The sequence below is a fragment of the Nocardioides lianchengensis genome (genome assembly GCF_900101465.1).
Taxonomy (GTDB): Bacteria; Actinomycetota; Actinomycetes; order Propionibacteriales; family Nocardioidaceae; genus Nocardioides; species Nocardioides lianchengensis.
The window spans coordinates 166,053-186,407 of record NZ_FMZM01000003.1 but is presented as its reverse complement, the minus strand read 5'-3'; the positions used below and the strand labels follow the sequence as shown (position 1 = coordinate 186,407).

Below are 20,355 nucleotides of genomic sequence, written 5' to 3'. Positions count from 1 at the left end.
ATGTCGAATGACGCGTGTGGTGATCGACGCAGCCAGCGGGCACTGTGTGGTGGGCGTCACTCGGACGCCCCTCGGGAAAGGACCCACACCGTGACCAAGCAACGGCCGCTCCTCGGGGAGCTGTGCGCGGAGTTCGCCGGGACGATGATCCTGATCCTCTTCGGCTGCGGCGTGGTCGCCCAGGTGACCACCAGCAGCGACGGCAGCCTCGGCGACCACGACTCGATCGCCTGGGCCTGGGGGCTCGGCGTGACGCTCGGTGTCTACGTCGCCGCCCGCATCTCCGGCGCCCACCTCAACCCGGCCGTCACCATCGCGCTCGCCGCCTTCAAGGGCTTCGAGTGGCGCAAGGTGGCGCCGTACGTCCTCGCCCAGACGCTGGGCGCCTTCGTGGCCGCCCTCCTGGTGCGGGCGTCGTACGCCGACCTCATCGGCGCGGTCGACCCCGACCACACCATCGCCACCCAGGGCATCTTCTCGACGCTGCCCGGCAACGGCGGCGCCGACGTGAGCATCTCGACGGCGTTCCTCGACCAGGTCATCGGCACCGCGATCCTGGTGTTCGTGATCTTCGCCGTCACCACCGCGTGGAACAACCCGCCCATGGCCAACCTCGGCCCCGTCGTCGTCGGCCTGCTGGTCGTGGCGATCGGCATGGCCTGGGGCGCCAACGCCGGCTACGCGATCAACCCGGCGCGCGACTTCGGCCCGCGCCTGGCCTCCCTGATCACCGGGTACGGCGGCGCGATGAACGACCAGAACGGGGATCTCTACTTCTGGTTGCCAATCGTCGCCCCGATCATCGGCGGCCTGATCGGCGGGTTCCTGTTCAAGGTCCTCATCGAGAACCACCTCACCGACCCCGCGCTCGACGAGGACGAGGACGAGGCCGTCAGCGAGCCCGTCCCCGCCCGCAGCTGAGCAGCACCGTCCACCGCGACCCACCACCAGCACAGGAGGAACCGTGACGACCTACGTAGGCGCCGTCGACCAGGGCACCACCAGCACCCGCTTCATGATCTTCGACCACGCGGGGGAGGAGGTGGCGCGCCACCAGCTCGAGCACGAGCAGATCCTCCCGAAGGCCGGCTGGGTCGAGCACAACCCGGTGGAGATCTGGGAGCGCACCCGCTCGGTCATCCAGACCGCGCTCGGCAAGGCCGGGCTGACCGCGGCGGACCTGGCCGCGGTCGGCATCACCAACCAGCGCGAGACGACCGTGGTGTGGGACAAGAACACCGGCCGGCCGTACTACAACGCGATCGTGTGGCAGGACACCCGTACCGACAAGATCGCCTCCAAGCTGGAGCGCGACGGTCACGGCGACCTGATCCGCGAGCGGGCCGGGCTGCCGCCGGCGACGTACTTCGCCGGCGGCAAGATCCAGTGGATCCTGGAGAACGTCGACGGGGTGCGGGCGGCGGCCGAGAAGGGCGACGCCCTCTTCGGTACGACGGACTCCTGGCTGATCTGGAACCTCACCGGCGGCACCGACGGCGGGTCGCACGTCACCGACGTGACCAACGCCAGCCGCACCATGCTGATGGACCTCGAGACCTGCGAGTGGGACGACGAGCTGCTCGCGCTCTTCGACATCCCGCGGGCGATGCTGCCGGAGATCCGCTCCTCCAGCGACCCGGAGGGCTACGGGAAGACCGACGCGCACGGGCCGTTCCGCGGCGAGGTGCCGCTGACCGGCATCCTCGGCGACCAGCAGGCTGCGACCGTCGGCCAGGTCTGCTTCGAGCCCGGCGAGGCCAAGAACACCTACGGCACCGGCAACTTCATGCTGCTCAACACCGGCACCGAGCTGGTCCGCTCGAAGGCCGGTCTGCTGACGACGGTCTGCTACCGCTTCGGCGACGACAAGCCGGTCTACGCGCTCGAGGGCTCGATCGCCGTCACCGGCTCGGCCGTGCAGTGGCTGCGTGACCAGCTCGGCATCATCTCGGGCGCCTCGCAGAGCGAGTCGCTGGCCCGGCAGGTCGAGGACAACGGCGGCGTCTACTTCGTGCCGGCCTTCTCGGGGCTGTTCGCGCCGTACTGGCGCTCCGACGCCCGGGGCGCGATCGTCGGGCTCTCCCGCTACAACACCAACGCCCACGTCGCCCGCGCCACCCTGGAGGCGATCTGCTACCAGTCCAAGGACGTCGCGGACGCGATGGAGAAGGACTCGGGCGTGAAGCTGGAGGTGCTGAAGGTCGACGGCGGCGTGACCGCCAACGAGCTGTGCATGCAGATCCAGGCCGACGTGCTCGGGGTCGAGGTCAGCCGTCCGGTGCTGGCCGAGACCACCTGCCTGGGCGCGGCGTACGCTGCCGGGCTCGCCGTCGGCTTCTGGAAGGACACCGACGAGCTGCGCAAGAACTGGAACGAGGGCAAGCGCTGGTCCCCGCAATGGGACGACGACCAGCGTGCGGAGGGGTACGCCGGCTGGCAGAAGGCCGTCGAGCGCACCCTCGACTGGGTGGACGTCGACTGATGCGATCCATCGCCCTGTCCCCGGAGTTCCGCCAGGAGTCGCTGCGCCGGATGAGCGAGGAGGAGCTCGACGTCCTGGTCATCGGCGGCGGCGTGGTCGGCGCCGGCTCCGCTCTCGACGCCGCCACCCGCGGCCTGCGGGTCGGCCTGGTCGAGGCCCGCGACTTCGCCTCGGGCACCTCCAGCCGCTCCAGCAAGCTGATGCACGGCGGGCTGCGCTACCTGGAGATGCTCGACTTCCGGCTGGTCGCCGAGGCGCTCAAGGAGCGGGGCCTGATGCTGCTGAAGCTCGCGCCGCACCTGGTCCACCCGGTGCCGTTCATCTACCCGCTGAAGCACCGCGGCTGGGAGCGGCTCTACGCCGGCTCCGGAGTCGCCCTGTACGACGCCATGGCGCGCGCGGCCGGCCCGACCGGCGTACCGCTGCACCGGCACCTGACCCGCCGCGGTGCCCGCAAGCTGGTGCCGTCGCTGCGCAAGGACGCCCTGGTCGGCGCGCTGCAGTACTACGACGCCCAGGTCGACGACGCCCGGCACACGATGTTCCTGGCGCGCACCGCCGCGGCGTACGGCGCCGACGTGGCCTCGCGGACCCGGGTCACCGCGCTGGTCCGCGAGGGCGAGCGGGTGACCGGCGCCGTCGTACGAGACCTGGAGTCGGGGGAGGAGCTGACCATCCGCGCCCGGCAGGTCCTCAACGCCACCGGCGTCTGGACCGACGAGACGCAGGAGCTCGGCGGGCAGCGCGGGCAGTTCCACGTGCGCGCGTCGAAGGGCATCCACCTGGTGGTGCCCAAGGACCGGATCCGCTCGGAGTCGGGGCTGATCCTGCGGACCGAGAAGTCGGTGCTGTTCGTGATCCCGTGGGGCCGGCACTGGATCATCGGCACCACCGACACCGACTGGACCCTCGACAAGTCGCACCCCGCCGCCAGCGAGGCCGACATCGACTACCTGCTCCACCACGTCAACGAGGTGCTCGAGACGCCGCTGACGCGCGCCGACGTCGAGGGCGTGTACGCCGGCCTCCGCCCGCTGCTGGAGGGGGAGTCCGAGGCCACCTCGAAGCTCTCCCGCGAGCACGCGGTCGGCCACCCGGCGCCCGGCCTGGTGGTGGTCGCGGGCGGCAAGTACACGACCTACCGGGTGATGGCCAAGGACGCCGTCGACGAGGCGGTCTTCGGGCTCGCGGCCCACTTCGACCGCCGGATCCCGGAGTCGGCGACCGAGGACGTCCCGCTCCTCGGGGCCGAGGGCTACCAGGCACTGTGGAACGGCCGGCACGTGCTGGCCCGCCGCCACGGCCTGCACGAGGTGTGGATCGAGCACCTGCTGAAGCGCTACGGCTCGCTGGTCCACGAGGTGCTGGCGCTGGTCGACGAGCGGCCCGACCTGGGCGGCGCGCTGGCCGGGGCGCCGGACTACCTGCGGGCCGAGGTCGTCTACGCCGCCAGCCACGAGGGCGCCCGGCACCTCGACGACGTGCTGACCCGCCGGACCCGGATCTCGATCGAGACCTTCGACCGCGGGGTGGGCGTCGTGGACGAGGTCGCGGCGCTGGTGGCCGAGGTGCTCGGCTGGAGCGAGGACCAGACGCGGCTGGAGGTCGAGCACTACCGCAAGCGGGTCGCGGCCGAGCTGGAGAGCCAGCAGATGCCGGACGACGCCACCGCCGACGCGGCCCGGCTGGGCGCGGCGGACGTCGTACCGCTGAGCTGAGGTGCCACCGCCGGTGGTTGAGCAGGTTGCGCAGCAACCGTGTCGAAACCCGTCTTGCCGACCTGCGGCCTCGATCGAGGCCGCAAGTCGGCTCACCGGGTTTCGGGGCTCGCTTCGCTCGCACCTCAACCAGCGGGTGGGCCGGGTCGCGTCGGGGTTGCGTCGGGGTTTCGTCGGGGGCTGGTCGTGGGTGGGACACTGGAGGCGTTATGGCTGACACCACCCCCGACCAGCCCGCCGGCGCCACGACGCTGCCGCTGGTCTTCGACGAGCCCCGCGGGCGCAAGAAGCCCCCGCGGCACCTCGCCGACCTCGACGCGGCCGGCCGCAAGGCGCTGCTCGAGGAGCACGGGCTGCCGGGCTTCCGGGCCAAGCAGCTCTCCACCCACTACTTCTCCCGGCTGGTCGACGACCCGGCCGAGATGACCGACCTGCCCGCCACCCAGCGAGCCGAGCTGGTCGAGGCGCTGCTGCCGACGCTGATGACGCCGCTGCGCACCCTCGAGGCCGACAAGGGCACCACCCGCAAGACGCTGTGGAAGCTCTTCGACGGCGCGCTCGTCGAGTCGGTGCTGATGCGCTACCCCGACCGGGCCACGGTCTGCGTCTCCAGCCAGGCCGGCTGTGGGATGGCCTGCCCGTTCTGCGCCACCGGCCAGGGCGGCCTGCAGCGCAACATGTCGACCGCCGAGATCGTCGAGCAGGTCGTCGCCGCCCACCGCACCATGGCCCGCGGCGAGGTCCCGGGCGGGCCGGGCCGGGTCTCGAACGTGGTGTTCATGGGCATGGGCGAGCCGCTGGCCAACTACAAGGCCGTCATCGGCGCCGTACGACGGATGACCGACTCCTCGCCCGACGGGCTCGGGATGTCCGCGCGCGGCATCACCGTGTCCACGGTCGGCCTGGTCCCGCGGATCAGGCAGCTGACCGAGGAGGGCATCCCGGTCACCCTCGCGCTGAGCCTGCACGCCCCCGACGACGAGCTGCGCAACGAGCTGGTCCCGATCAACACCCGATTCTCCGTCGCCGAAACCGTCGAGGCGGCCTGGGACTACGCCCGGTTCACCAAGCGCCGGGTCTCGATCGAGTACGCCATGATGCGCGGCATCAACGACCAGGCCTGGCGCGCCGACCTGCTCGGCGACGTCCTGCAGTCGTACGGCGACTGGGGCTGGGTGCACGTCAACCTGATCCCGCTCAACCCCACCCCCGGCTCGAAGTGGACCGCCTCCGACCCCGCCGACGAGCGCGAGTTCGTGCGCCGGCTGGAGGCCAAGGGCATCCCCACGACCGTCCGCGACACCCGCGGCAGCGAGATCGACGGCGCCTGCGGGCAGCTGGCCGCGACCGAGTAGCTCCGGTGACGCCCGAGGACGTCGCCGCCGCGTCGGCCGCCTGGCTGTGGTTCCCGGACGACGCGACGTCGTACTCCACCGAGGAGCTGCTGCTCGTCCGGTGGCCGGACTACTTCGCCGTACCCCCGACGCTGATGCACCTGGCCGCGACCGGCTCCGACGTCGAGGACGACGTCGACCGGCTGCTGGCCGAGGCGGCCGGCCGGGTCCAGGCCTGGGGCTTCGCCGAGCTGGTGGTCCGGGTGGGGGTCGACGCCCCGGCCGCGCTGGTGGAGACGCTGGAGGACCTCGACGCCGAGGTCGTGGAGACCGTGGACGTGTTCGCGCTCGACCTCGACGGCGGGGTGCCCGACGTCTCGGCGCCCGAGGACGTCGAGATCCGCTGGGCGCTCGACGGGCCGACGACGCGCGACCACCTGGAGGTGAGCATCGCGGCGTTCGAGGAGGGGGGCCTGCCCGACGAGGAGCGGCTGCGCGAGCTGGCCGAGGAGACCGCCGAGGCGCACCGCGAGGGTCGGGGCTCGACGGCCGTCGCGTACGTCGACGGCTCCGCGGTCGGCTCCGGAGGGCTGACGGTCGTCGACGGCGTGGCCCGGCTCTGGGGCGCCGGCGTCGTGTCGCCCGCCCGCGGCCGGGGCGTCTACCGCTCGGTGCTGACCGCCCGCCTGCAGTACGCCGTCGCGCACGACGCGTCGATGGCCCTGGTCAAGGGCCGGGTCGAGACCTCCGGGCCGATCCTGCGGCGGGCCGGCTTCACGTCGTACGGGCAGGAGCGGGACTACCGGCTCACGCTCTGACCAGGGGTGGACCGGTCACCGGGTTCGGTTGCTGCTCCGGCGACCCACGAGGCCGACGACGCCGCAGCCGATCAGCAGGAGCCAGGCGGCATCGGCGAGGAACGAGTCCCACCGGGATCCGTACGACGCGGGCATCCTCAGCGCCCAGGTGACGGCGAAGCCGGCCCACAGGACGACGAAGAGCGGGTTGCGCCGCCACCACCCGAGGACGCGAGATCTCACGCTGACGCGCGCTCGCGCCGTCGGATCAGGCACGACGTAGCCGCGAGCGGACACCGGCCCAGGAGACGGTCCGCGCCCACCACGGAGTCCGGCCTGGCCGACGCCGTACGAACCACGAGGCGAGCGACAAGATCGCGAACCCCAACCAGGCGACGCCGAGCCCCACCACGCCATCGGAGATCCACCAGACTCCGAGGAGGGCGCCACCCGCGGCCTGGACGAGCGTCAGCACGTCCGGCTTCGGGTCTTCGTCCATGCCCGAAGCCTAGAGGAACCGGCAGTGCGTGGTCGGGCCGCTGAGGCGACCACGATGCGGAAGGCGACGCCCGTCTCGTCGCGGGAGCTGACGGCGGATCGGATCGTCTGCGAACCTCGGCTCGCGGCGTACCAGGCGGAGTGACGCATCGTGGCGCAAGGCAGCTAAGCGGAGTTACTCGATGGTCAAGGCCCAGCGGACGATGAAGTCGATGTCCTTCTGTCGTAGACCCTTGCCGGGGTCTACGAATCTCAGGCAGGCCTTCCGGTGTCGGACCGCGGCTCGGTCGTAGCGCGAGACTTCGTCGTCTAGCCATGCGAACGGCCGCGTGCCGACCGCTCCTATCACCTGGCTGACCTTCCAGAACTGGCGACGAGAGGGGCATTTGAACTGCGCAGCCTCGTGATCCTCCAGATCCAATTCGAGTACTGGCAGCCTGGGCAGGCCTATCCGCGGACCGATGTCGACGTTGGCGCCTTGGTTCCAAGTCGTGCACCACGTGATCTCGAAGATCTCCGCAACGCTCAGGAGCATCGGGCCATGGGCTGGGTTGAGGCGAACTCCGAAGTTCTCGATGACATGCTCTTCGTACCCGGCGGGTGTGCGCTTCGCCTTCCAGGGGTTCAGTGGCCCGTCCACATCTAGCAGGAGTAGCGGCTTCGAGCCGCTCTCTCCGTCGGCCAGCATGTGCGCAGACTATCGAGCCGAGGGCGTCCCCGGATCGTGCGGCACCGGCGTCGCCACTCGCCCATCTGACTGATCAGTTCGTCCCGCGCGGCGGAACGCACGCACGGGGCCGACTATCCAGTCACGGCCAGGGGAGTGCACCCCTGCGCAGAACGGACCGCGGGTGCGCGACTTCGGACACCGACAGGGGCGACCTTCGACCGATGCCCGGCGACATCGCCGGCCCTAGCGTCGCGGGGGTGAGGTGGACGCGGTGGGGCCCGGTGCTGGTGCTCGTGCTGCTCGCTCCGTGGTCGGCCGAGATGGCCTGGGGCGGCTTCCCGGTCACCCTGATCGTGCCGATCCTGCTCTTCCTGGCCCCGTTGTACGGCGGCGCGGCTCTGCTGATCCGCGAGCTGGCCCGGCGTACCGGGCGCGGGTGGCCGACGATCCTCCTGCTCGCGGCCGCCTTCGGCGTGCTGCAGGCCGGCGTGGTCGATCAGTCGCTGTTCAACCCGGCGTACGGCCGCTACGACTTCCAGCACCCCGTGCACGTGCCCGGGATCGACGTCAGCCTCTACTACCTGGTCGCCTTCCTCGCCGGCCACGTCGTGGCCAGCATCGCCGTACCGATCGTCGTCGCCGAGGCCTGGTCGCAGCGGCCCACGGAGCCGTGGCTCTCGCGTCGGGCGCTGGGGGTGGTCGCGGTGGTCTACGCCCTGGCCTCCGTCGTCAACCACGTCGGCGTGAAGGAGGACGAGGGGGACGGCTTCCAGGCGGCGCCCCTGCAGACCGCGGTGGCCCTCGGGGCGGTGCTCGTCCTCGCGCTAGTCGCGTGGTGGTGGCCCGCCCGACCGGCACGCCCGTCCCGGGTGCCCCCGCCCTGGGCGCTGGCTGTCGTCGGGTTCGTGGCCTACCTGCTCTACCTGCCGGGCGAGGGCGCGGGCGCCCTGGTGGTCGCCGCGGTCGCTATCGCCCTGGTCGTGCTCCTCGTCGGGTCCTGGTCGCGGAGCACACGGTGGACCTCCCGCCACACCACCACCCTGGCGATCGGCGCCTTCCTGGTGGGGGCGGTGGCCCCGTTCCTCAACGAGCCGTACGACGTCGAGGTCTCCGCGGGGAGCGAGCTGCTCAGCGACCTGGTCGCGGCCGCGGTGTGCCTGGCCGTGGTGGGTGCGACGCTCGCGCGGCGTGCGGCGTACCCGCTGGCACGCTGAGGTTCACGTGTCGTCCACGTCACTCTCGGCCGTTGTTGAGGTGCGCTTCCTAGCGTCCGGGCCATGGAGAACCTCCGGGTCCTGATCGTCTCCGAGTCCTTCCTGCCGCAGGTCAACGGCGTCACGAACTCCGTGCGCCGGGTCCTCGAGCACCTCGCCGCCACCGGCCACGAGGCCGAGCTGGTCGCGCCGACCGGTCCGCCGTCGTACGCGGGGTTCCCGGTGACCCACGCGCGGGGCGCCAGCCTGCCCTTCTACCGCGACTTCCGGATCGGGCTCGAGACCCGCCGCCGGCTGCGCGCGGTGATGCTCCGCTTCCGCCCCGACGTCGTGCACGTGGCGTCGCCGGCGACGCTGGGCTACCAGGCCACGCGGGCGGCGGCCGAGCTCGGCATCCCGACCGTGGCGATCTACCAGACCGACCTGGTCGGCTTCGCCGAGCGCTACGGCATCGCCGGCGGCTGCCGGGCGATGGCCGGCCTGACCCGCCGGATCCACCACCGCGTCGACCTCACCCTCGCGCCGTCCAGCGCGAGCCTGCGCCAGCTCGACGAGCTGGGCGTGCCGCGCACGGTGCTGTGGCCGCGCGGCGTCGACCTGCAGGCCTTCCACCCGGTACGACGCTCCACCGCGCTGCGCCAGGAGCTCGCGCCCGACGGCCGGCTGCTCGTCGGGTACGTCGGCCGCCTGGCGCCCGAGAAGGAGCTCGACCTGCTGAGCCACCTGGCCGAGGACCCGCGCTACCGCCTGGTCCTCGTCGGAGGCGGCCCGGAGGAGCAGCGGTTACGCACCCTGCTCCCCGGCGCCGCCTTCCTCGGCGTGCTGCACGGCGACGCGCTGGGGGCGGCGTACGCGAGCCTCGACGTGTTCGTGCACACCGGCCGCCACGAGACCTACTGCCAGTCGGCCCAGGAGGCCCTGGCCTCCGGGGTCCCGGTCGTCGCGCCACGGGCCGGCGGGCCGGTCGACGTCGTCCGGGACGGGGTGGCCGGCCACCTCTACACGCCCGGTGACGCGGCCGAGCTGGCGTCGTACGTCGGGCGGCTCGCCGACGACCAGCTCTACCGGCGCCGGATGGGGCTGGCCGCGCGGCGCAGCGTCAACGGCCGGTCGTGGCGCTCGGTCAACGACCGGCTGGTGGAGCACTACCGGGCCGTGGCCTCCGAGCGGGTGACCCGGCTCGCTGCCTGACCTCCCTAGGATCAGGCGGCGTGGACGACGTCGACGCGCTCTGGGCCGAGGTGGCCCGCCGGGGCACGCCCCTGGTCGACCCGGTCCCGGACACGACCGACGAGGTCGAGCTCACCTATCCCTGGCGCGCCAGCGACCCGTCGGTGACCGGGGTCGAGATGGTCGGGACCCCGAGCCCCGTCCTCAACGAGACCTTCGCCCGCCACCCGCTGACCCGCGTCGGCGACACCGACACCTGGACGGCGAGGTTCCGGGCGCCGGCGCGGACCGTGCACGGCTACGGGTACGTCGAGCTGGGTCCCGACCGGCAGCCGCTGAACGAGGCGCCGCGGCCCGACCCGCACGCCCGCCGGCAGCACCCCGGGCCGGACGCGCGGCTCGACGTACCGCCGCTGCCCGGCGAGTGGACGCCCACCTTCTCCGTCACGGACCTGCGCCCCGAGGCCGGGCCGGCGCCGGCGCCCGCCGCGACCGGCACCGTGCGCGAGCACTCCTTCGCCAGTGAGCTGCTCGGCGACACCCGCCGGCTCTGGTCCTACACCCCCGCCGGGTACGACGAGGGGCAGCCGGCCTGGCTGGTCCTGCTGCACGACGGCTGGCAGTGGCGAGCGTCGTCGCCAGTCGCCACGATCCTCGACGACCTGGTGGCCCGCGAGGAGCTCCCGTCGACGGTGGTGATCATGCATGAGTGTCCGGAGGGCCGGCGCGGGGTCGAGCTGGTCGGCGACGAGCGGTTCGCGGACGCGATGGCCACCGAGCTCGTGCCGTGGGCGCGCGAGACCTGGGGCCTGCCGGCCGACCCGGCGCGCACGGTCGTCGCTGGGCAGAGCTACGGCGGGCTGAACGCGGCGTACCTCGGGCTGCGGCACCCGGACGTCTTCGGCCATGTGGTGAGCCAGTCCGGGTCCTACTGGCACTGGCGCGAGCCGAGCGGCGAGGAGTGGCTCACCGCGCTCGTGCGCAGCAGCCCGCGGGTGCCGGTGACCTTCCACGTCGAGGTCGGCCTGCTGGAGGGCGCGATGATGGTCGAGGCCAACCGGCGGCTGCGCGACGCGCTGGCCGACCGGGGCTACGAGCACGCCTACCGCGAGACCGCCGGCGACCACGGGTGGATCGCCTGGAGCCGCACCCTCGGCGACGCCCTGAGATGGGTCACCCGCCCCTGACCAGCGCGGCCGCCTCCTCGACGGTGTCGACCAGGTGGACGTGCGGCTCCATGGCCCGCCCGCGGGCCAGCGCCTGCAGCAGCGGCCAGGCCGGCAGCGTGCGGGTCCAGTGCTCCACCCCGACCAGCACCATCGGCGCCACCGACGCCTCGTCGGCGTAGTAGTTCTCGCAGGCGTCCTGGAACACCTCCTGCACGGTCCCGGCGGCCCCGGGCAGGAAGACGATGCCCGCGTCACAGACTTCGAGGAGGACCGACTCGCGGACCGCGTTGCGGAAGTACTTCGCGATCGCCGTCGCGAACAGGTTCGGCGGCTCGTGGCCGTAGTGCCAGGTGGGGATGCCGAGGGTCTCGCGGTCGGTCGGGAACCGCCCGGCCACCGCCCGGGCGGAGTCGGCCCACGCCGTCACCGAGGGTCGGTACGACGGGGTCGCGGCCAGCTCGGCCAGCGCGTCGTCGAGGTAGGCGGCGGGACGGTCGGCCAGCCGCGCGCCCAGGTTGGCGGCCTCCATGGCGCCGGGCCCGCCGCCGGTGGCGACCACGTGGGTCGCGCCGAGCAGGTGCCCGAGCCGCGCGGCGGCGTCGTACCCTTGCTCGCCGCGGAGCGCCGCGTGGCCACCCATCACGCCCACCAGGTGCCGGCCGTCGGTCCAGGCCTGCAGCGCCTGGTCGATCGCGTGGTCGTGCAGGGTCTTGGCGAGCTCGGCCTCCGCGTCGCCGGGCCTCTGTGCCCAGGCATAGGCACGGGCGTCGAGGGAGCGGTCGTAGGACGGGGTGTCGTAGAGGTCGGCGGGGGAGTAGAGGCCGCCGCGGTGCACGTCGACCGGCACGTCCGGGATCGCCGGGAGCACCAGCGCGCCGGCCGCCGTCATCTCGTCGGCGACGCCGGGGGCGAACCGGCAGCCAAGGAACGACGCGCCGGCCACCCGGCAGGCCTGCAGCTCGGCGGTGCGATCGGTCAGGTCGACCGACCGCACCCGCCAGCCGCTGAGCCGCCGCGCCCCCGCGGCCAGCCGGTGGTCGAGGTCTGCGAGCGACTCGACGTGGACGATGCGGCCGCGGGTGCGCTTCACGCCCTGAAGGTTAGAAGGCGTGCGCGAGCAGCTCCGCGAAGAGGTCGTTCTCGTCCACGTCGAGCCCGCGCGCCCGGAACCAGGTGCAGACGTTGGTGCAGTCGCGCATCAGGAAGTCCATCCCGTTGAGATTGCCGACCAGGTCGACGATCTGCGGGAGGTCGATGACCACCAGCCGCTCGCCGGCGGCCAGGATGTTGTACGGCGACAGGTCGCCGTGCACGATCCCGTGCTGGACGAGGGTGGCCAGGGTGTCGCGGAGCTGGTCGAAGTAGGACCGCAGCAGCGCCGGCTCCGGCCGGGTCTGGGCCAGCCGCGGAGCCGTGTCCACCCCGTCCTCGGTCTCGACGGTGATCCACTCCATCTGGATCTCGGTGCCGTCGATCTGCACCGGGTAGGGCACCGGCAGGCCCAGCTCCCAGCAGCGCCTCAGGGCGTCCCACTCCGAGACCGCCCACTCGCCGGCCGCGACCAGCTTGCCGAAGGTGCTCTTGCGCTTGATCGCCCGCTCGTCGCGGGAGCGCTTCATGCTGCGCCCCTCCGTGTACGACGCGGCGCGGTGGAAGGTGCGGTGGTCGGTGCCGCGGTAGCGCTTGGCCGCCATCACCACCCCGCGGTCGGGCTCGTGCGGGTCGGCCCGCTCGACGAGGAAGACATCGGCCTCCTTGCCGGTCTTCAGGATGCCGAGCTCGGTGTCGATCGCCCCGCGGGACGTGACGACCCAGTCGGGGCGCGGCTCGGGGCCGCGGGAGAGCGGCTCGACGTCGTACCAGGTGGTCCAGCGCTGGCCGTCGGCGACGTCGTCGTACGTCTGGAAGTCGAAGACGAAACGGGGGTCGAGCTCAGGGTGCTGCGGGTCGTGCGAGAAGTCGTGCGTCATCGGTGGTGGTGCTCCATCGGGAGAGGAGGGGGTGGTCTGCGGACAGGCCAACGACAGTCATGGACATGTCACGCTCCTCTCGACGGGCACCGGCAGGACGCCGACGCAGACCCCCAGCATCCGGCCCCGGTTCTCCACAGCGCAACCGGATTAGGCGCCGAGTCAGCAGAAAGTGCGGGCCGAGTCAGCACCACTGGTGCTGACTCGGCCCGCAACTTCTGCCGACTCGGCGATCAGCAGACGGAGTCGGTCGGCCTCGGGTTGGTGAGGCCGAACAGCAGGCGCAGAGTCAATAAGTAACATCTAGAAACTAGACTAAAAGTGGAACAGGTATCACTCCTCGTTCGGATAGGTCCGGAGGGCCGGCCGCGCTCAGGCGGCCAGGTCGCCGGTGGTCGTGGGGATGCCCTGCTCGGCGACGTGCTCCCAGGCGTCGTCGACGTGGACCACCGAGCGGCCCAGGCGGTGCAGCAGGCTGGCGGCGATGCCGGCGCGGTAGCCGGACTTGCAGTGCACCCACAGCTCGCCGGCGGGCAGCGTCGCGGCGACCAGCTCGACGTCCTGGACCGGCGCGTGCACGGCCCCCGGCAGGTGACCCTGCTCGTACTCGTCGCGCTGGCGGACGTCGACCACGACCCGAGGATCGGTGGGCGGCGTGCGGAAGTCGGCCCAGGTCGCGCGGCGGTAGGTCGCCTCGAGCGGCGCCTCCTGCGGCAGGACGTGGGTGCCGACGCCGTCGATGCCGATCCGGGCCAGGTCGCGCAGGGCGGGCGCCAGCAGTCGCGGCGAGTCGGTGAGCAGCACGATGTCGTCCTGCCACGGCACCAGCCAGCCGACGTACGTCGCGAACTGCGTGGAGTACTCGACGCTCACGGAGCCGGCGAGGTGGCCCTCCGCGAACTCGTCGCGGCCGCGCAGGTCGACCACCCAGGACCCGCGCAGGATCGCGTCGGAGACCTCCTCGGCGGTGGCCGGTCGGGCCGGTCGCGGAGCGGCGCGGCCGGCGCCGGCCCGGTTCAGCGGGTCCATGTGCGGGTAGTGCGCCGGGATCGGTCCGTAGCCCGCGACCAGCTCGCGGGCGTAGTCGTCGCGGTCGCTGCCGAAGGCCGGGTTGCGGTCCTTCTCGTCGCCGATGGTCACGATGTCTCCGTCCTCGCCGGTGCCGGCGGTGAGGGTGCTGCCGGCGCAGAAGCTGCCGAAGCCGTGGGTGGGGTGCAGTTCGGTCGCGGGGTCGAGGTCGCCGAGGAGTCGGGCGCTGGCCCACTGGGCCCGGGCCAGGTCGAGCGCCAGGCGCGGGTCGATCAGGTCGGTCCGGCCGACGCTGCCGTGCAGCAGGCTGCCACCGCTGAACAGGGCGCCGGGCTGACCGGGGGCGCAGGCCAGGAACGACTGGTGGTGCCGGGTGTGGCCCGGCGTCGCGAGCACGCGGACGTCGAGGCCCCCGACGGGGACGACGTCGCCGTGCCGCACGCCCACCCGCTCGAAGTCGACCCGCTCGTCGGACGAGAGCAGGTAGTCGGCTCCGTGTCGGCGCGCCAGCCCGAGGGCGCCCGAGACGTAGTCGTTGTGGATGTGGGTGTCGGCCACGGTCGTGATCTCGACCCCCGCCTGCTCGGCCGCGCGCTCGACGATCCCCAGGTCGCGGGGTGGGTCCACGACGAGCGCACGACTGCCGTCGTGGACCAGGTGACAGCGGTTCCCGAGCTCGGGGACCTCCAGGGTGACCACGTGCATCCGAACGGGCATCCGGGACCTCCACCGATCTAAAGTCTATAAACTCAGTAGAGTTATAGCACCTGGGCTCTCGGGAACGCGAGCCCGACGGCCCCCGGTGGTCTAGATTTCTCGGATGCGCTCCTTCCGGGTCCTCGGGCCGTTCGTCGCCCTCGCGTGCACCGCCGCGCTCGTCGCTCCGATCGCCCCCGCGGTGTCCGTCCAGGCGGATCCCGTCGCCGGAGCGGCCGGGATCGGGGACCCCTACTTCCCGCTCGACGGCAACGGCGGGATCGACGTCGGCCACTACGACGTCCGCGTCGCCTACGACCTGGCCACCGGGCGGCTGCGCGGCCAGACCCGGGTCACCCTGCGCGCCACCCAGGACCTGTCCCGGTTCAACCTCGACCTGCTGCTGCCCGTGCAGTCGGTGCGGGTCGACGGCGTCCCAGCCTCCTTCGACAAGCCGGACCCGCACGAGCTCCGGATCACTCCTGCCCAGCCCGTGCCGCGGGGTCGGACCGTCGCCGTCGACGTGGCGTACGACGGCTTCCCCGAGCCGATCGAGTACGCCGGGGAGCAGAACTGGCTCGCCGACCGGCACGAGGTGGTCGCGATGAACCAGCCGCACATGGCGCCGTGGTGGTTCCCGGCCAACGACCACCCGCGCGACCGCGCGCGGCTCGACGTACGGGTGACGGTCCCGCGGGACCTCGACGTCATCGGCAACGGCACCCTGGCCGGGCGCACGGTCGACGGGGCGCTGGCCACCACCCACTGGCGCAGCGCGGAGGAGATGGCGCCGTACCTCGCGTTCTTCGCGGCGGGCCGGTTCCGGACCGCGTCCGGCACCTACCGCGGCCTGCCCTGGTACGTCGCGGTCTCGGAGCGGTTGTCGCCCGCGCAGCAGGCGAGCTCGATGCGGCTGATGCGTCGTACGCCCGCCATCACGGCGTGGCTGAGCCGGCGGCTGGGCCGCTACCCGTTCTCCAGCACCGGGGGACTGACCACCGCGCTGCCCGTCGGGTTCGCGCTCGAGAACCAGACCCGGCCGACGTACCCGGTGATGACGAGCGACGCGACCCTCACCGTGGTCCACGAGCTCGCCCACCAGTGGTTCGGCGACTCGGTCACGGTGCGCGGATGGCGCGACATCTGGCTCAACGAGGGCCCCGCCACCTTCTTCGAGGTGCTGTGGACCGAGAAGCACGGCGGGCCCAGCGGCCGGGAGTGGCTGGCGCAGAACTACCGCGACCTGCGCGCCAACGAGTACTTCTGGCAGATCCGGGTCGACGACCCGGGCGCGGAGCACATCTTCGACACGCCCGTCTACCAGCGAGGCGCGATGGCCCTCCAGGCCCTGCGCACCCGCATCGGCCAGCGCGACTTCGACCGGCTGCTGCGGCGCTGGGTGCGCACGCACCGGGGGACCACCGGCAGCACCCGCGAGTTCGTCGACCTGGCCGAGCAGGTCAGCGGCGAGCACCTCGGCCGGTTCTTCCGGGCCTGGCTGCGCGCGCCGCACGCGCCGGCGGCGACCCGGGCGAACGGGCTGCGGAGCTAGGTGCCGGGGACGTGCTGAGAGGGGCGCATGAGCATGCTGAGCGGTGATGGCGAGTTGCTGACGTTCCTCGTGGTGGCGCGCACCGGGCCGGGCGACTACCCGCATCCGGTCGAGGTGGCCGTCCACCCCGCCGGTCCGAAGTCCCGGATGTCCTTCTCGATCGGCCCGCACGCGGCGAACGTCGGTGGACAGATCCCGCTCTCCCGGGTCCTCGACGGCACCGGCCTCAACCCGTCGTTCGAGGAGGAGTTCGCCGCGGGCGACCTGTCCTGGCTCCTGCCGTACCTGGTCCGGTTGCAGGCCGGCGAGGACGTGGAGAGCGAGATCGTGGAGGCCTACACGGCCCGGCACGGTCGGGCCCCCCAGTTGTCGCTCCAGGAGTACTTCGACTCGTGATCCCGGGGTCGGACGCCGTGCGTGCCGGACGGCGGCCGTTGTGGGACCGGTCGGTGGGCGTCATCATTCGTCCATGACGACGGCGCGACCGCAGCACGACGACATCGACCACGCGGCCAGGTCGGACGTGCGCCTGGCCGTGGGCGTCGTCGCGGTGGCCCTGGTGGGCTTCGCGGTCCTCGTCGTGCTCCCGTCCGCCGTCACCGACTTCACCGCGCCCGCGGGCACCGACGCCCTGTGGAGCCTCGGCGGGTCGCTCACTCTCGTCCTGGCCCCGGTCGCCGCCGGCCTGGCCGGACTCGCGAGCGCGGTCGTGCTGTGGCGCCGCGATGACCTGGGCGACACGACGCGGCGCCTGCACCTGGTCGTGCTCCTGGCCGTGGCGGCGTTCGCGGTGTTCCTCGCCTCCCCGGCCGGGCGGTCGGCCATCGCCTGGTGGCGGGACTGAGGCCCGCCTCCTCGGCGGCCATCCCCTCGGGCCGCTGGATCGCCACCAGGGGAGCTCCTCCCGCGTGACACGATCCGCGCATGGCCAACGCGCTGGACTTCGAGGTGACGGTCGAGGACGGGGCGACGGCACTCGTGCCGGTGATCGACGGCCGATCACTCGTCGACCTGATCGCCGCCTACGAGGCTCGCCGCGGCTACGAACCGTCGGGTGGCTACGGCGGGATCGTCCCGGCGCACTTCCGGTTCGGGGACCTGGGCCGCTACTACGAAGCCCGCGAGCAGCGCCAGTGGCCCCGGCCCGGGCACGCGTGGGTGCTCGGCTGCGACTGCGGCGAGGTCGGCTGCTGGCCGCTCACCACCCGCGTCACCGTCGCCGGATCGGACGTCACCTGGTCCCACTTCAGCCAGGACCGTCGTCCGAGCTGGGACTACGAGGGGTTCGGACCCTTCACGTTCGATCGTCAGGAGTACGCGAGTGTCGTCGCTCGGGCGGCCGCCGCGGTCGACTGACACACCGGCAGTGGACGCGAGCAGCCGAGGGCTACCCCCGCAACCGCACCGACAGACAGGTCACGCAGCCCTCGAGCTTCTCGAACTCGGAGATGTCGACGGTGACCACCCGCAGGCCGCGCTCCTCGAAGAGCCGGGCGGTGCGGGGCGCGTTCGCGGACATCAGCACGGACCGGTCGTCGAGCAGGACGACGTGCGCGCCCGGCTCCTCGGGCACCGGCAGGAACGCGTCCCAGGTGGCCGGCTCGTCGACGAGCGGCTCGTAGCCGATCACCGTGCCGTCGGGCAGCGCCGTGACGGCCGACTTCAGGTGCAGCACCTTCGCCACGGGTACGCCGACGACGCGCCCGCCGAGCGGTCCCAGCAGGGCGGCGAGCTGCTCCAGCCCGGAGGCGTTCGTGCGTCCGCCGAGCCCGACCCAGACGGTTCCGTCGTGCTTCAGCACGTCGCCGCCGTCGAGGGTGCCGGGCGCCTCGATCCGGGCGATCCGGTAGCCGAGGCCGCGTAGCGCCTCCTCGGTGCCGGCGGTCTCGGGCTTGCGCTCGTCGGCCCCCGGGCGGCTGATCACCGCGAGGTCGCCGTACACGACGACGGTGTCCTCGACGAAGGCCGCGTCGGGGCAGTCGTCGGCCGGCGCGACCTCGACGGTCTCCCAGCCCTCGGCGCGCAGCGCCGCGACGTACGCCTCCCACTGGCGCTGGGCCAGGGGGAGGTCGACCGGGGTGCGGGCGATGTGGGTGATCAGGCCCTCGGCCATGCGGGGGCTGGGACGGCGGACGAGGGCGCGCATGGTTCTCCTCGGGACGGATGGGCTCAGTGCAGCAGGGGCGAGACGGCCTTGGCGACCAGGCTCGGGCAGCGGGTCACGGACTCCTCGGCGTCGGCGAGGGTCATCGCGCGCAGGCCGGCGTTGATGCCGAGCCAGCGCAGCGGCTCGCGCTCCCAGTCCTGCGACCGGTGGCCGACCCAGGGCAGCCGGACCAGGTCGGTGTCGTGACCGAGCACCAGGTCGCGCAGGGTGCGGCCCGCGAGGTTGGTGGTCGAGAGGCCGTCGCCGACGTACCCGCCGGCCCAGGCCAGGCCGGTGCTCGGGTCGAGGCCGACCGAGGCGGTCCAGTCGCGGGGGATGCCGAGCGCGCCGCCCCACGCGTGCGTGACGCGGGTGCCGGCCAGCACCGGGAAGAGGTCGACCAGGCTGGCGTAGAGGCCGGCGAAGACCCGCTCGTCGCGGTCGTACTCGGGGCGGATCCGCGAGCCGAGGTGGTACGGCGCGCCGCGACCGCCGAAGACCAGCCGGTCGTCGGCGGTCCGCTGGCCGTAGACGATGAGGTGGCGGTGGTCGCTGAACGTCTCGCGCCGGGCCAGGCCGATCTCGTCCCAGGTCTCGGCCGGGAGCGGCTCGGTGGCGATGATCAGCGAGTAGACCGGGACGACCGCGCGGCGGTGACCGGCCAGCTGGGAGGTGTAGCCCTCGGTCGCGCGGACGACGGTCGACGCGCGCACCGTGCCGTGCTCGGTGACGGCCGCCCCGGGCTCGATCCGGGTCACGCGCGTCTGCTCGTGGATCGTGACGCCTCGCCGCTCCACCGCGTCGGTGAGTCCGCGCACCAGCCGGGCCGGGTGCAGCGCCGCGCAGTCCGGCGTGTACGTCGCACCGCGCGAGCGGCTGCCCCGCAGCACGGCGTCGGCCTCGCCGCGGTCGAGCAGCCGCAGGTCGTCGTCGCCGCGGCCCCACGAGCGGGCGTGGGCGACCTCGGCCCGGGCGCGCGAGAGCTGGGCGCGGCTGCGCGCGAGCACCACGGTGCCGGCCTTCGCGACGTGCGCGTCGAGGTGCTCGGTGGCTGCCACGCGGACCACCTCGTCGACGGTGGCGCGCATGGCCGCGTGCTGGGCGAGGGCGGCCGCGCGGCCCGTCGTACCGCCTCCGGCCATGGCGGCGAGGCTGTCGAGCGAGGCGGGGAACAGGGCCGAGCACCAGCCGCCGTTGCGGCCCGAGGCGCCGAAGCCGGCGACCTCCGACTCCAGCACGGCGATCCGCAGGGAGGGGTCGGCGTCGGCCAGGTAGTAGGCCGTCCACAGCCCGGTCAGCCCGCCGCCGACGATCGCCACGTCGACCTCGCGGTCGCCCGGCAGGGCCGGGCGCGGGGCCCAGTCGGTGTCGGTGGTCTCGTGCCAGAGGGAGAGGCCGGCGTACCCGCTCAGCGGACGCCCCAGGAGTAGGTCTGCTTGTGCAGACGCAGGTACATGAAGGTCTCGGTCGACAGCACGCCCTCGGTGTCGCGGATCCGGCCCGAGATGACCTCGAGGAGGTGCTCGTCGCTCTCGGCGACCACCTCGACCAGCAGGTCGAAGCTGCCGGCGGTGATCACGACGTAGTCGACCTCGGGGATGGCGGCGATGGCGTCCGCGACCGGCTCCAGCCGGCCGGACACCCGAACGCCGACCATGGCCTGCCGCGCGAACCCGAGCTCGAGCGGGTCGGTCACCGCGACGACCTGCATCACGCCGCCGTCGATGAGCCGCTGCACCCGCTGGCGCACCGCTGCCTCCGAGAGACCGACCACCTTGCCGATGGCGGCGTACGAGCGCCGTCCGTCCTGCTGCAGCTGCTCGATGATGGCCTTCGAGACGTCGTCCAGCTGGACCGCGCCACGCTCCTGCTTCGGGCTCATGGAGCCATGCTCGCAGGCGGGGCCGATC

Annotated in this window: 21 protein-coding genes; 12 read left to right on the top strand and 9 right to left on the bottom strand. The window is 72.8% G+C overall.

What is annotated here, in order from left to right; translation table 11 throughout:
- The first annotated feature begins 90 nt into the window (after positions 1-90).
- The 5 genes from BLT76_RS06785 to BLT76_RS25615 all read left to right on the top strand — a co-directional run bounded on the left by BLT76_RS06785 (position 91) and on the right by BLT76_RS25615 (position 6,352).
- Positions 91-921 (top strand): MIP/aquaporin family protein, encoded by an 831-nt coding sequence (locus BLT76_RS06785; protein WP_244509294.1) that lies wholly within the window; start codon positions 91-93, stop codon positions 919-921.
- 43 nt (positions 922-964) lie between these two features.
- Positions 965-2,482 (top strand): glycerol kinase GlpK, encoded by a 1,518-nt coding sequence (glpK, locus tag BLT76_RS06780; protein WP_090852746.1) that lies wholly within the window; start codon positions 965-967, stop codon positions 2,480-2,482.
- Complete coding sequence (locus BLT76_RS06775; RefSeq protein WP_090852745.1) at positions 2,482-4,200, top strand: glycerol-3-phosphate dehydrogenase/oxidase; 1,719 nt, start codon at positions 2,482-2,484, stop codon at positions 4,198-4,200. Before glpK ends, BLT76_RS06775 begins: the two co-directional genes overlap by 1 nt.
- A 209-nt stretch (positions 4,201-4,409) precedes the next feature.
- Positions 4,410-5,555, top strand: coding sequence for a dual-specificity RNA methyltransferase RlmN (gene rlmN / locus BLT76_RS06770; RefSeq protein WP_090852743.1), 1,146 nt, complete (start codon positions 4,410-4,412; stop codon positions 5,553-5,555).
- A gap of 5 nt (positions 5,556-5,560) precedes the next feature.
- The gene (locus BLT76_RS25615; RefSeq protein ID WP_170866961.1) at positions 5,561-6,352 is read left to right on the top strand and encodes a GNAT family N-acetyltransferase; all 792 of its coding nucleotides are present in this window, start codon (positions 5,561-5,563) and stop codon (positions 6,350-6,352) included.
- Between the two features lie 15 nt (positions 6,353-6,367).
- Here BLT76_RS25615 and BLT76_RS06760 read toward each other — a convergent pair whose 3' ends face one another.
- The 3 genes from BLT76_RS06760 to BLT76_RS06750 form a co-directional block, all read right to left on the bottom strand.
- Entirely contained in the window at positions 6,368-6,574 is a 207-nt protein-coding gene (locus tag BLT76_RS06760) for a hypothetical protein (protein WP_090852740.1), read from the bottom strand.
- A 25-nt stretch (positions 6,575-6,599) separates the two neighbouring features.
- Positions 6,600-6,830 carry a hypothetical protein gene (locus tag BLT76_RS06755; protein WP_090852737.1) on the bottom strand — a complete coding sequence of 77 codons (231 nt, stop codon included), beginning with the start codon at positions 6,828-6,830 and terminating at the stop codon, positions 6,600-6,602.
- Positions 6,831-7,004: 174 nt separating this feature from the next.
- Positions 7,005-7,517, bottom strand: a complete 513-nt coding sequence (locus tag BLT76_RS06750) for a hypothetical protein (protein ID WP_090852734.1) — start codon at positions 7,515-7,517, stop codon at positions 7,005-7,007.
- Positions 7,518-7,756: 239 nt separating this feature from the next.
- Here BLT76_RS06750 and BLT76_RS06745 point away from each other — a divergent pair, with 239 nt between their 5' ends.
- From BLT76_RS06745 to BLT76_RS06735, 3 genes are all read left to right on the top strand, one after another.
- On the top strand, positions 7,757-8,713 hold the full coding sequence (locus BLT76_RS06745) for a hypothetical protein (RefSeq protein ID WP_139175437.1): 957 nt from the start codon (positions 7,757-7,759) through the stop codon (positions 8,711-8,713).
- A 63-nt stretch (positions 8,714-8,776) separates the two neighbouring features.
- Complete coding sequence (locus tag BLT76_RS06740; RefSeq protein ID WP_090852729.1) at positions 8,777-9,904, top strand: glycosyltransferase family 4 protein; 1,128 nt, start codon at positions 8,777-8,779, stop codon at positions 9,902-9,904.
- 20 nt (positions 9,905-9,924) lie between these two features.
- Positions 9,925-11,070: an alpha/beta hydrolase gene (locus BLT76_RS06735; RefSeq protein WP_090852726.1), complete on the top strand. Its 1,146-nt coding sequence runs from the start codon at positions 9,925-9,927 to the stop codon at positions 11,068-11,070.
- On the opposite strand, the gene BLT76_RS06730 is transcribed toward BLT76_RS06735, so the two are convergent.
- The 3 genes from BLT76_RS06730 to BLT76_RS06720 all read right to left on the bottom strand — a co-directional run bounded on the left by BLT76_RS06730 (position 11,057) and on the right by BLT76_RS06720 (position 14,768).
- Positions 11,057-12,142, bottom strand: coding sequence for an LOG family protein (locus tag BLT76_RS06730; protein ID WP_090852723.1), 1,086 nt, complete (start codon positions 12,140-12,142; stop codon positions 11,057-11,059). The genes BLT76_RS06735 and BLT76_RS06730 overlap by 14 nt on opposite strands.
- 10 nt (positions 12,143-12,152) lie before the next feature.
- Positions 12,153-13,022, bottom strand: a complete 870-nt coding sequence (locus BLT76_RS06725) for a serine protein kinase RIO (protein WP_090852720.1) — start codon at positions 13,020-13,022, stop codon at positions 12,153-12,155.
- Positions 13,023-13,394: 372 nt separating this feature from the next.
- Positions 13,395-14,768, bottom strand: a complete 1,374-nt coding sequence (locus BLT76_RS06720; RefSeq protein ID WP_211752764.1) for a rhodanese-like domain-containing protein — start codon at positions 14,766-14,768, stop codon at positions 13,395-13,397.
- A 103-nt stretch (positions 14,769-14,871) separates the two neighbouring features.
- On the opposite strand from BLT76_RS06720, the gene BLT76_RS06715 reads away from it, so the two are divergent.
- From BLT76_RS06715 to BLT76_RS06700, 4 genes are all read left to right on the top strand, one after another.
- Positions 14,872-16,299: a M1 family metallopeptidase gene (locus BLT76_RS06715; RefSeq protein ID WP_090852714.1), complete on the top strand. Its 1,428-nt coding sequence runs from the start codon at positions 14,872-14,874 to the stop codon at positions 16,297-16,299.
- Positions 16,300-16,326: 27 nt separating this feature from the next.
- On the top strand, positions 16,327-16,695 hold the full coding sequence (locus BLT76_RS06710) for a hypothetical protein (RefSeq protein WP_139175436.1): 369 nt from the start codon (positions 16,327-16,329) through the stop codon (positions 16,693-16,695).
- A gap of 73 nt (positions 16,696-16,768) precedes the next feature.
- Positions 16,769-17,143: a hypothetical protein gene (locus BLT76_RS06705; protein ID WP_090852708.1), complete on the top strand. Its 375-nt coding sequence runs from the start codon at positions 16,769-16,771 to the stop codon at positions 17,141-17,143.
- 80 nt (positions 17,144-17,223) lie between these two features.
- Positions 17,224-17,655, top strand: a complete 432-nt coding sequence (locus BLT76_RS06700) for a hypothetical protein (RefSeq protein ID WP_090852705.1) — start codon at positions 17,224-17,226, stop codon at positions 17,653-17,655.
- A 31-nt stretch (positions 17,656-17,686) separates the two neighbouring features.
- On the opposite strand, the gene ddaH is transcribed toward BLT76_RS06700, so the two are convergent.
- The 3 genes from ddaH to BLT76_RS06685 all read right to left on the bottom strand — a co-directional run bounded on the left by ddaH (position 17,687) and on the right by BLT76_RS06685 (position 20,327).
- Positions 17,687-18,445 carry a dimethylargininase gene (gene ddaH / locus BLT76_RS06695; protein WP_090852702.1) on the bottom strand — a complete coding sequence of 253 codons (759 nt, stop codon included), beginning with the start codon at positions 18,443-18,445 and terminating at the stop codon, positions 17,687-17,689.
- Between the two features lie 23 nt (positions 18,446-18,468).
- The gene (locus BLT76_RS06690; RefSeq protein WP_244509293.1) at positions 18,469-19,764 is read right to left on the bottom strand and encodes an NAD(P)/FAD-dependent oxidoreductase; all 1,296 of its coding nucleotides are present in this window, start codon (positions 19,762-19,764) and stop codon (positions 18,469-18,471) included.
- Positions 19,765-19,853: 89 nt separating this feature from the next.
- Positions 19,854-20,327, bottom strand: coding sequence for an Lrp/AsnC family transcriptional regulator (locus BLT76_RS06685; RefSeq protein WP_090852699.1), 474 nt, complete (start codon positions 20,325-20,327; stop codon positions 19,854-19,856).
- Positions 20,328-20,355 lie beyond the last annotated feature (28 nt).

Bases quoted from the DNA above. Each gene is read 5' to 3' on its own strand.
- BLT76_RS06740 (WP_090852729.1), top strand. From the start codon at position 8,777: ATGGAGAACCTCCGGGTCCTGATCGTCTCCGAGTCCTTCCTGCCGCAG.
- BLT76_RS06705 (WP_090852708.1), top strand. From the start codon at position 16,769: ATGACGACGGCGCGACCGCAGCACGACGACATCGACCACGCGGCCAGG.
- BLT76_RS06750 (WP_090852734.1), bottom strand. From the start codon at position 7,517: ATGCTGGCCGACGGAGAGAGCGGCTCGAAGCCGCTACTCCTGCTAGAT.
- BLT76_RS06720 (WP_211752764.1), bottom strand. From the start codon at position 14,768: ATGCCCGTTCGGATGCACGTGGTCACCCTGGAGGTCCCCGAGCTCGGG.
- ddaH (WP_090852702.1), bottom strand. From the start codon at position 18,445: ATGCGCGCCCTCGTCCGCCGTCCCAGCCCCCGCATGGCCGAGGGCCTG.
- BLT76_RS06700 (WP_090852705.1), top strand. From the start codon at position 17,224: ATGGCCAACGCGCTGGACTTCGAGGTGACGGTCGAGGACGGGGCGACG.
- BLT76_RS06725 (WP_090852720.1), bottom strand. From the start codon at position 13,022: ATGACGCACGACTTCTCGCACGACCCGCAGCACCCTGAGCTCGACCCC.
- BLT76_RS06715 (WP_090852714.1), top strand. From the start codon at position 14,872: ATGCGCTCCTTCCGGGTCCTCGGGCCGTTCGTCGCCCTCGCGTGCACC.
- BLT76_RS06755 (WP_090852737.1), bottom strand. From the start codon at position 6,830: ATGGACGAAGACCCGAAGCCGGACGTGCTGACGCTCGTCCAGGCCGCG.
- BLT76_RS06775 (WP_090852745.1), top strand. From the start codon at position 2,482: ATGCGATCCATCGCCCTGTCCCCGGAGTTCCGCCAGGAGTCGCTGCGC.
- BLT76_RS06685 (WP_090852699.1), bottom strand. From the start codon at position 20,327: ATGAGCCCGAAGCAGGAGCGTGGCGCGGTCCAGCTGGACGACGTCTCG.
- BLT76_RS06710 (WP_139175436.1), top strand. From the start codon at position 16,327: ATGAGCATGCTGAGCGGTGATGGCGAGTTGCTGACGTTCCTCGTGGTG.
- rlmN (WP_090852743.1), top strand. From the start codon at position 4,410: ATGGCTGACACCACCCCCGACCAGCCCGCCGGCGCCACGACGCTGCCG.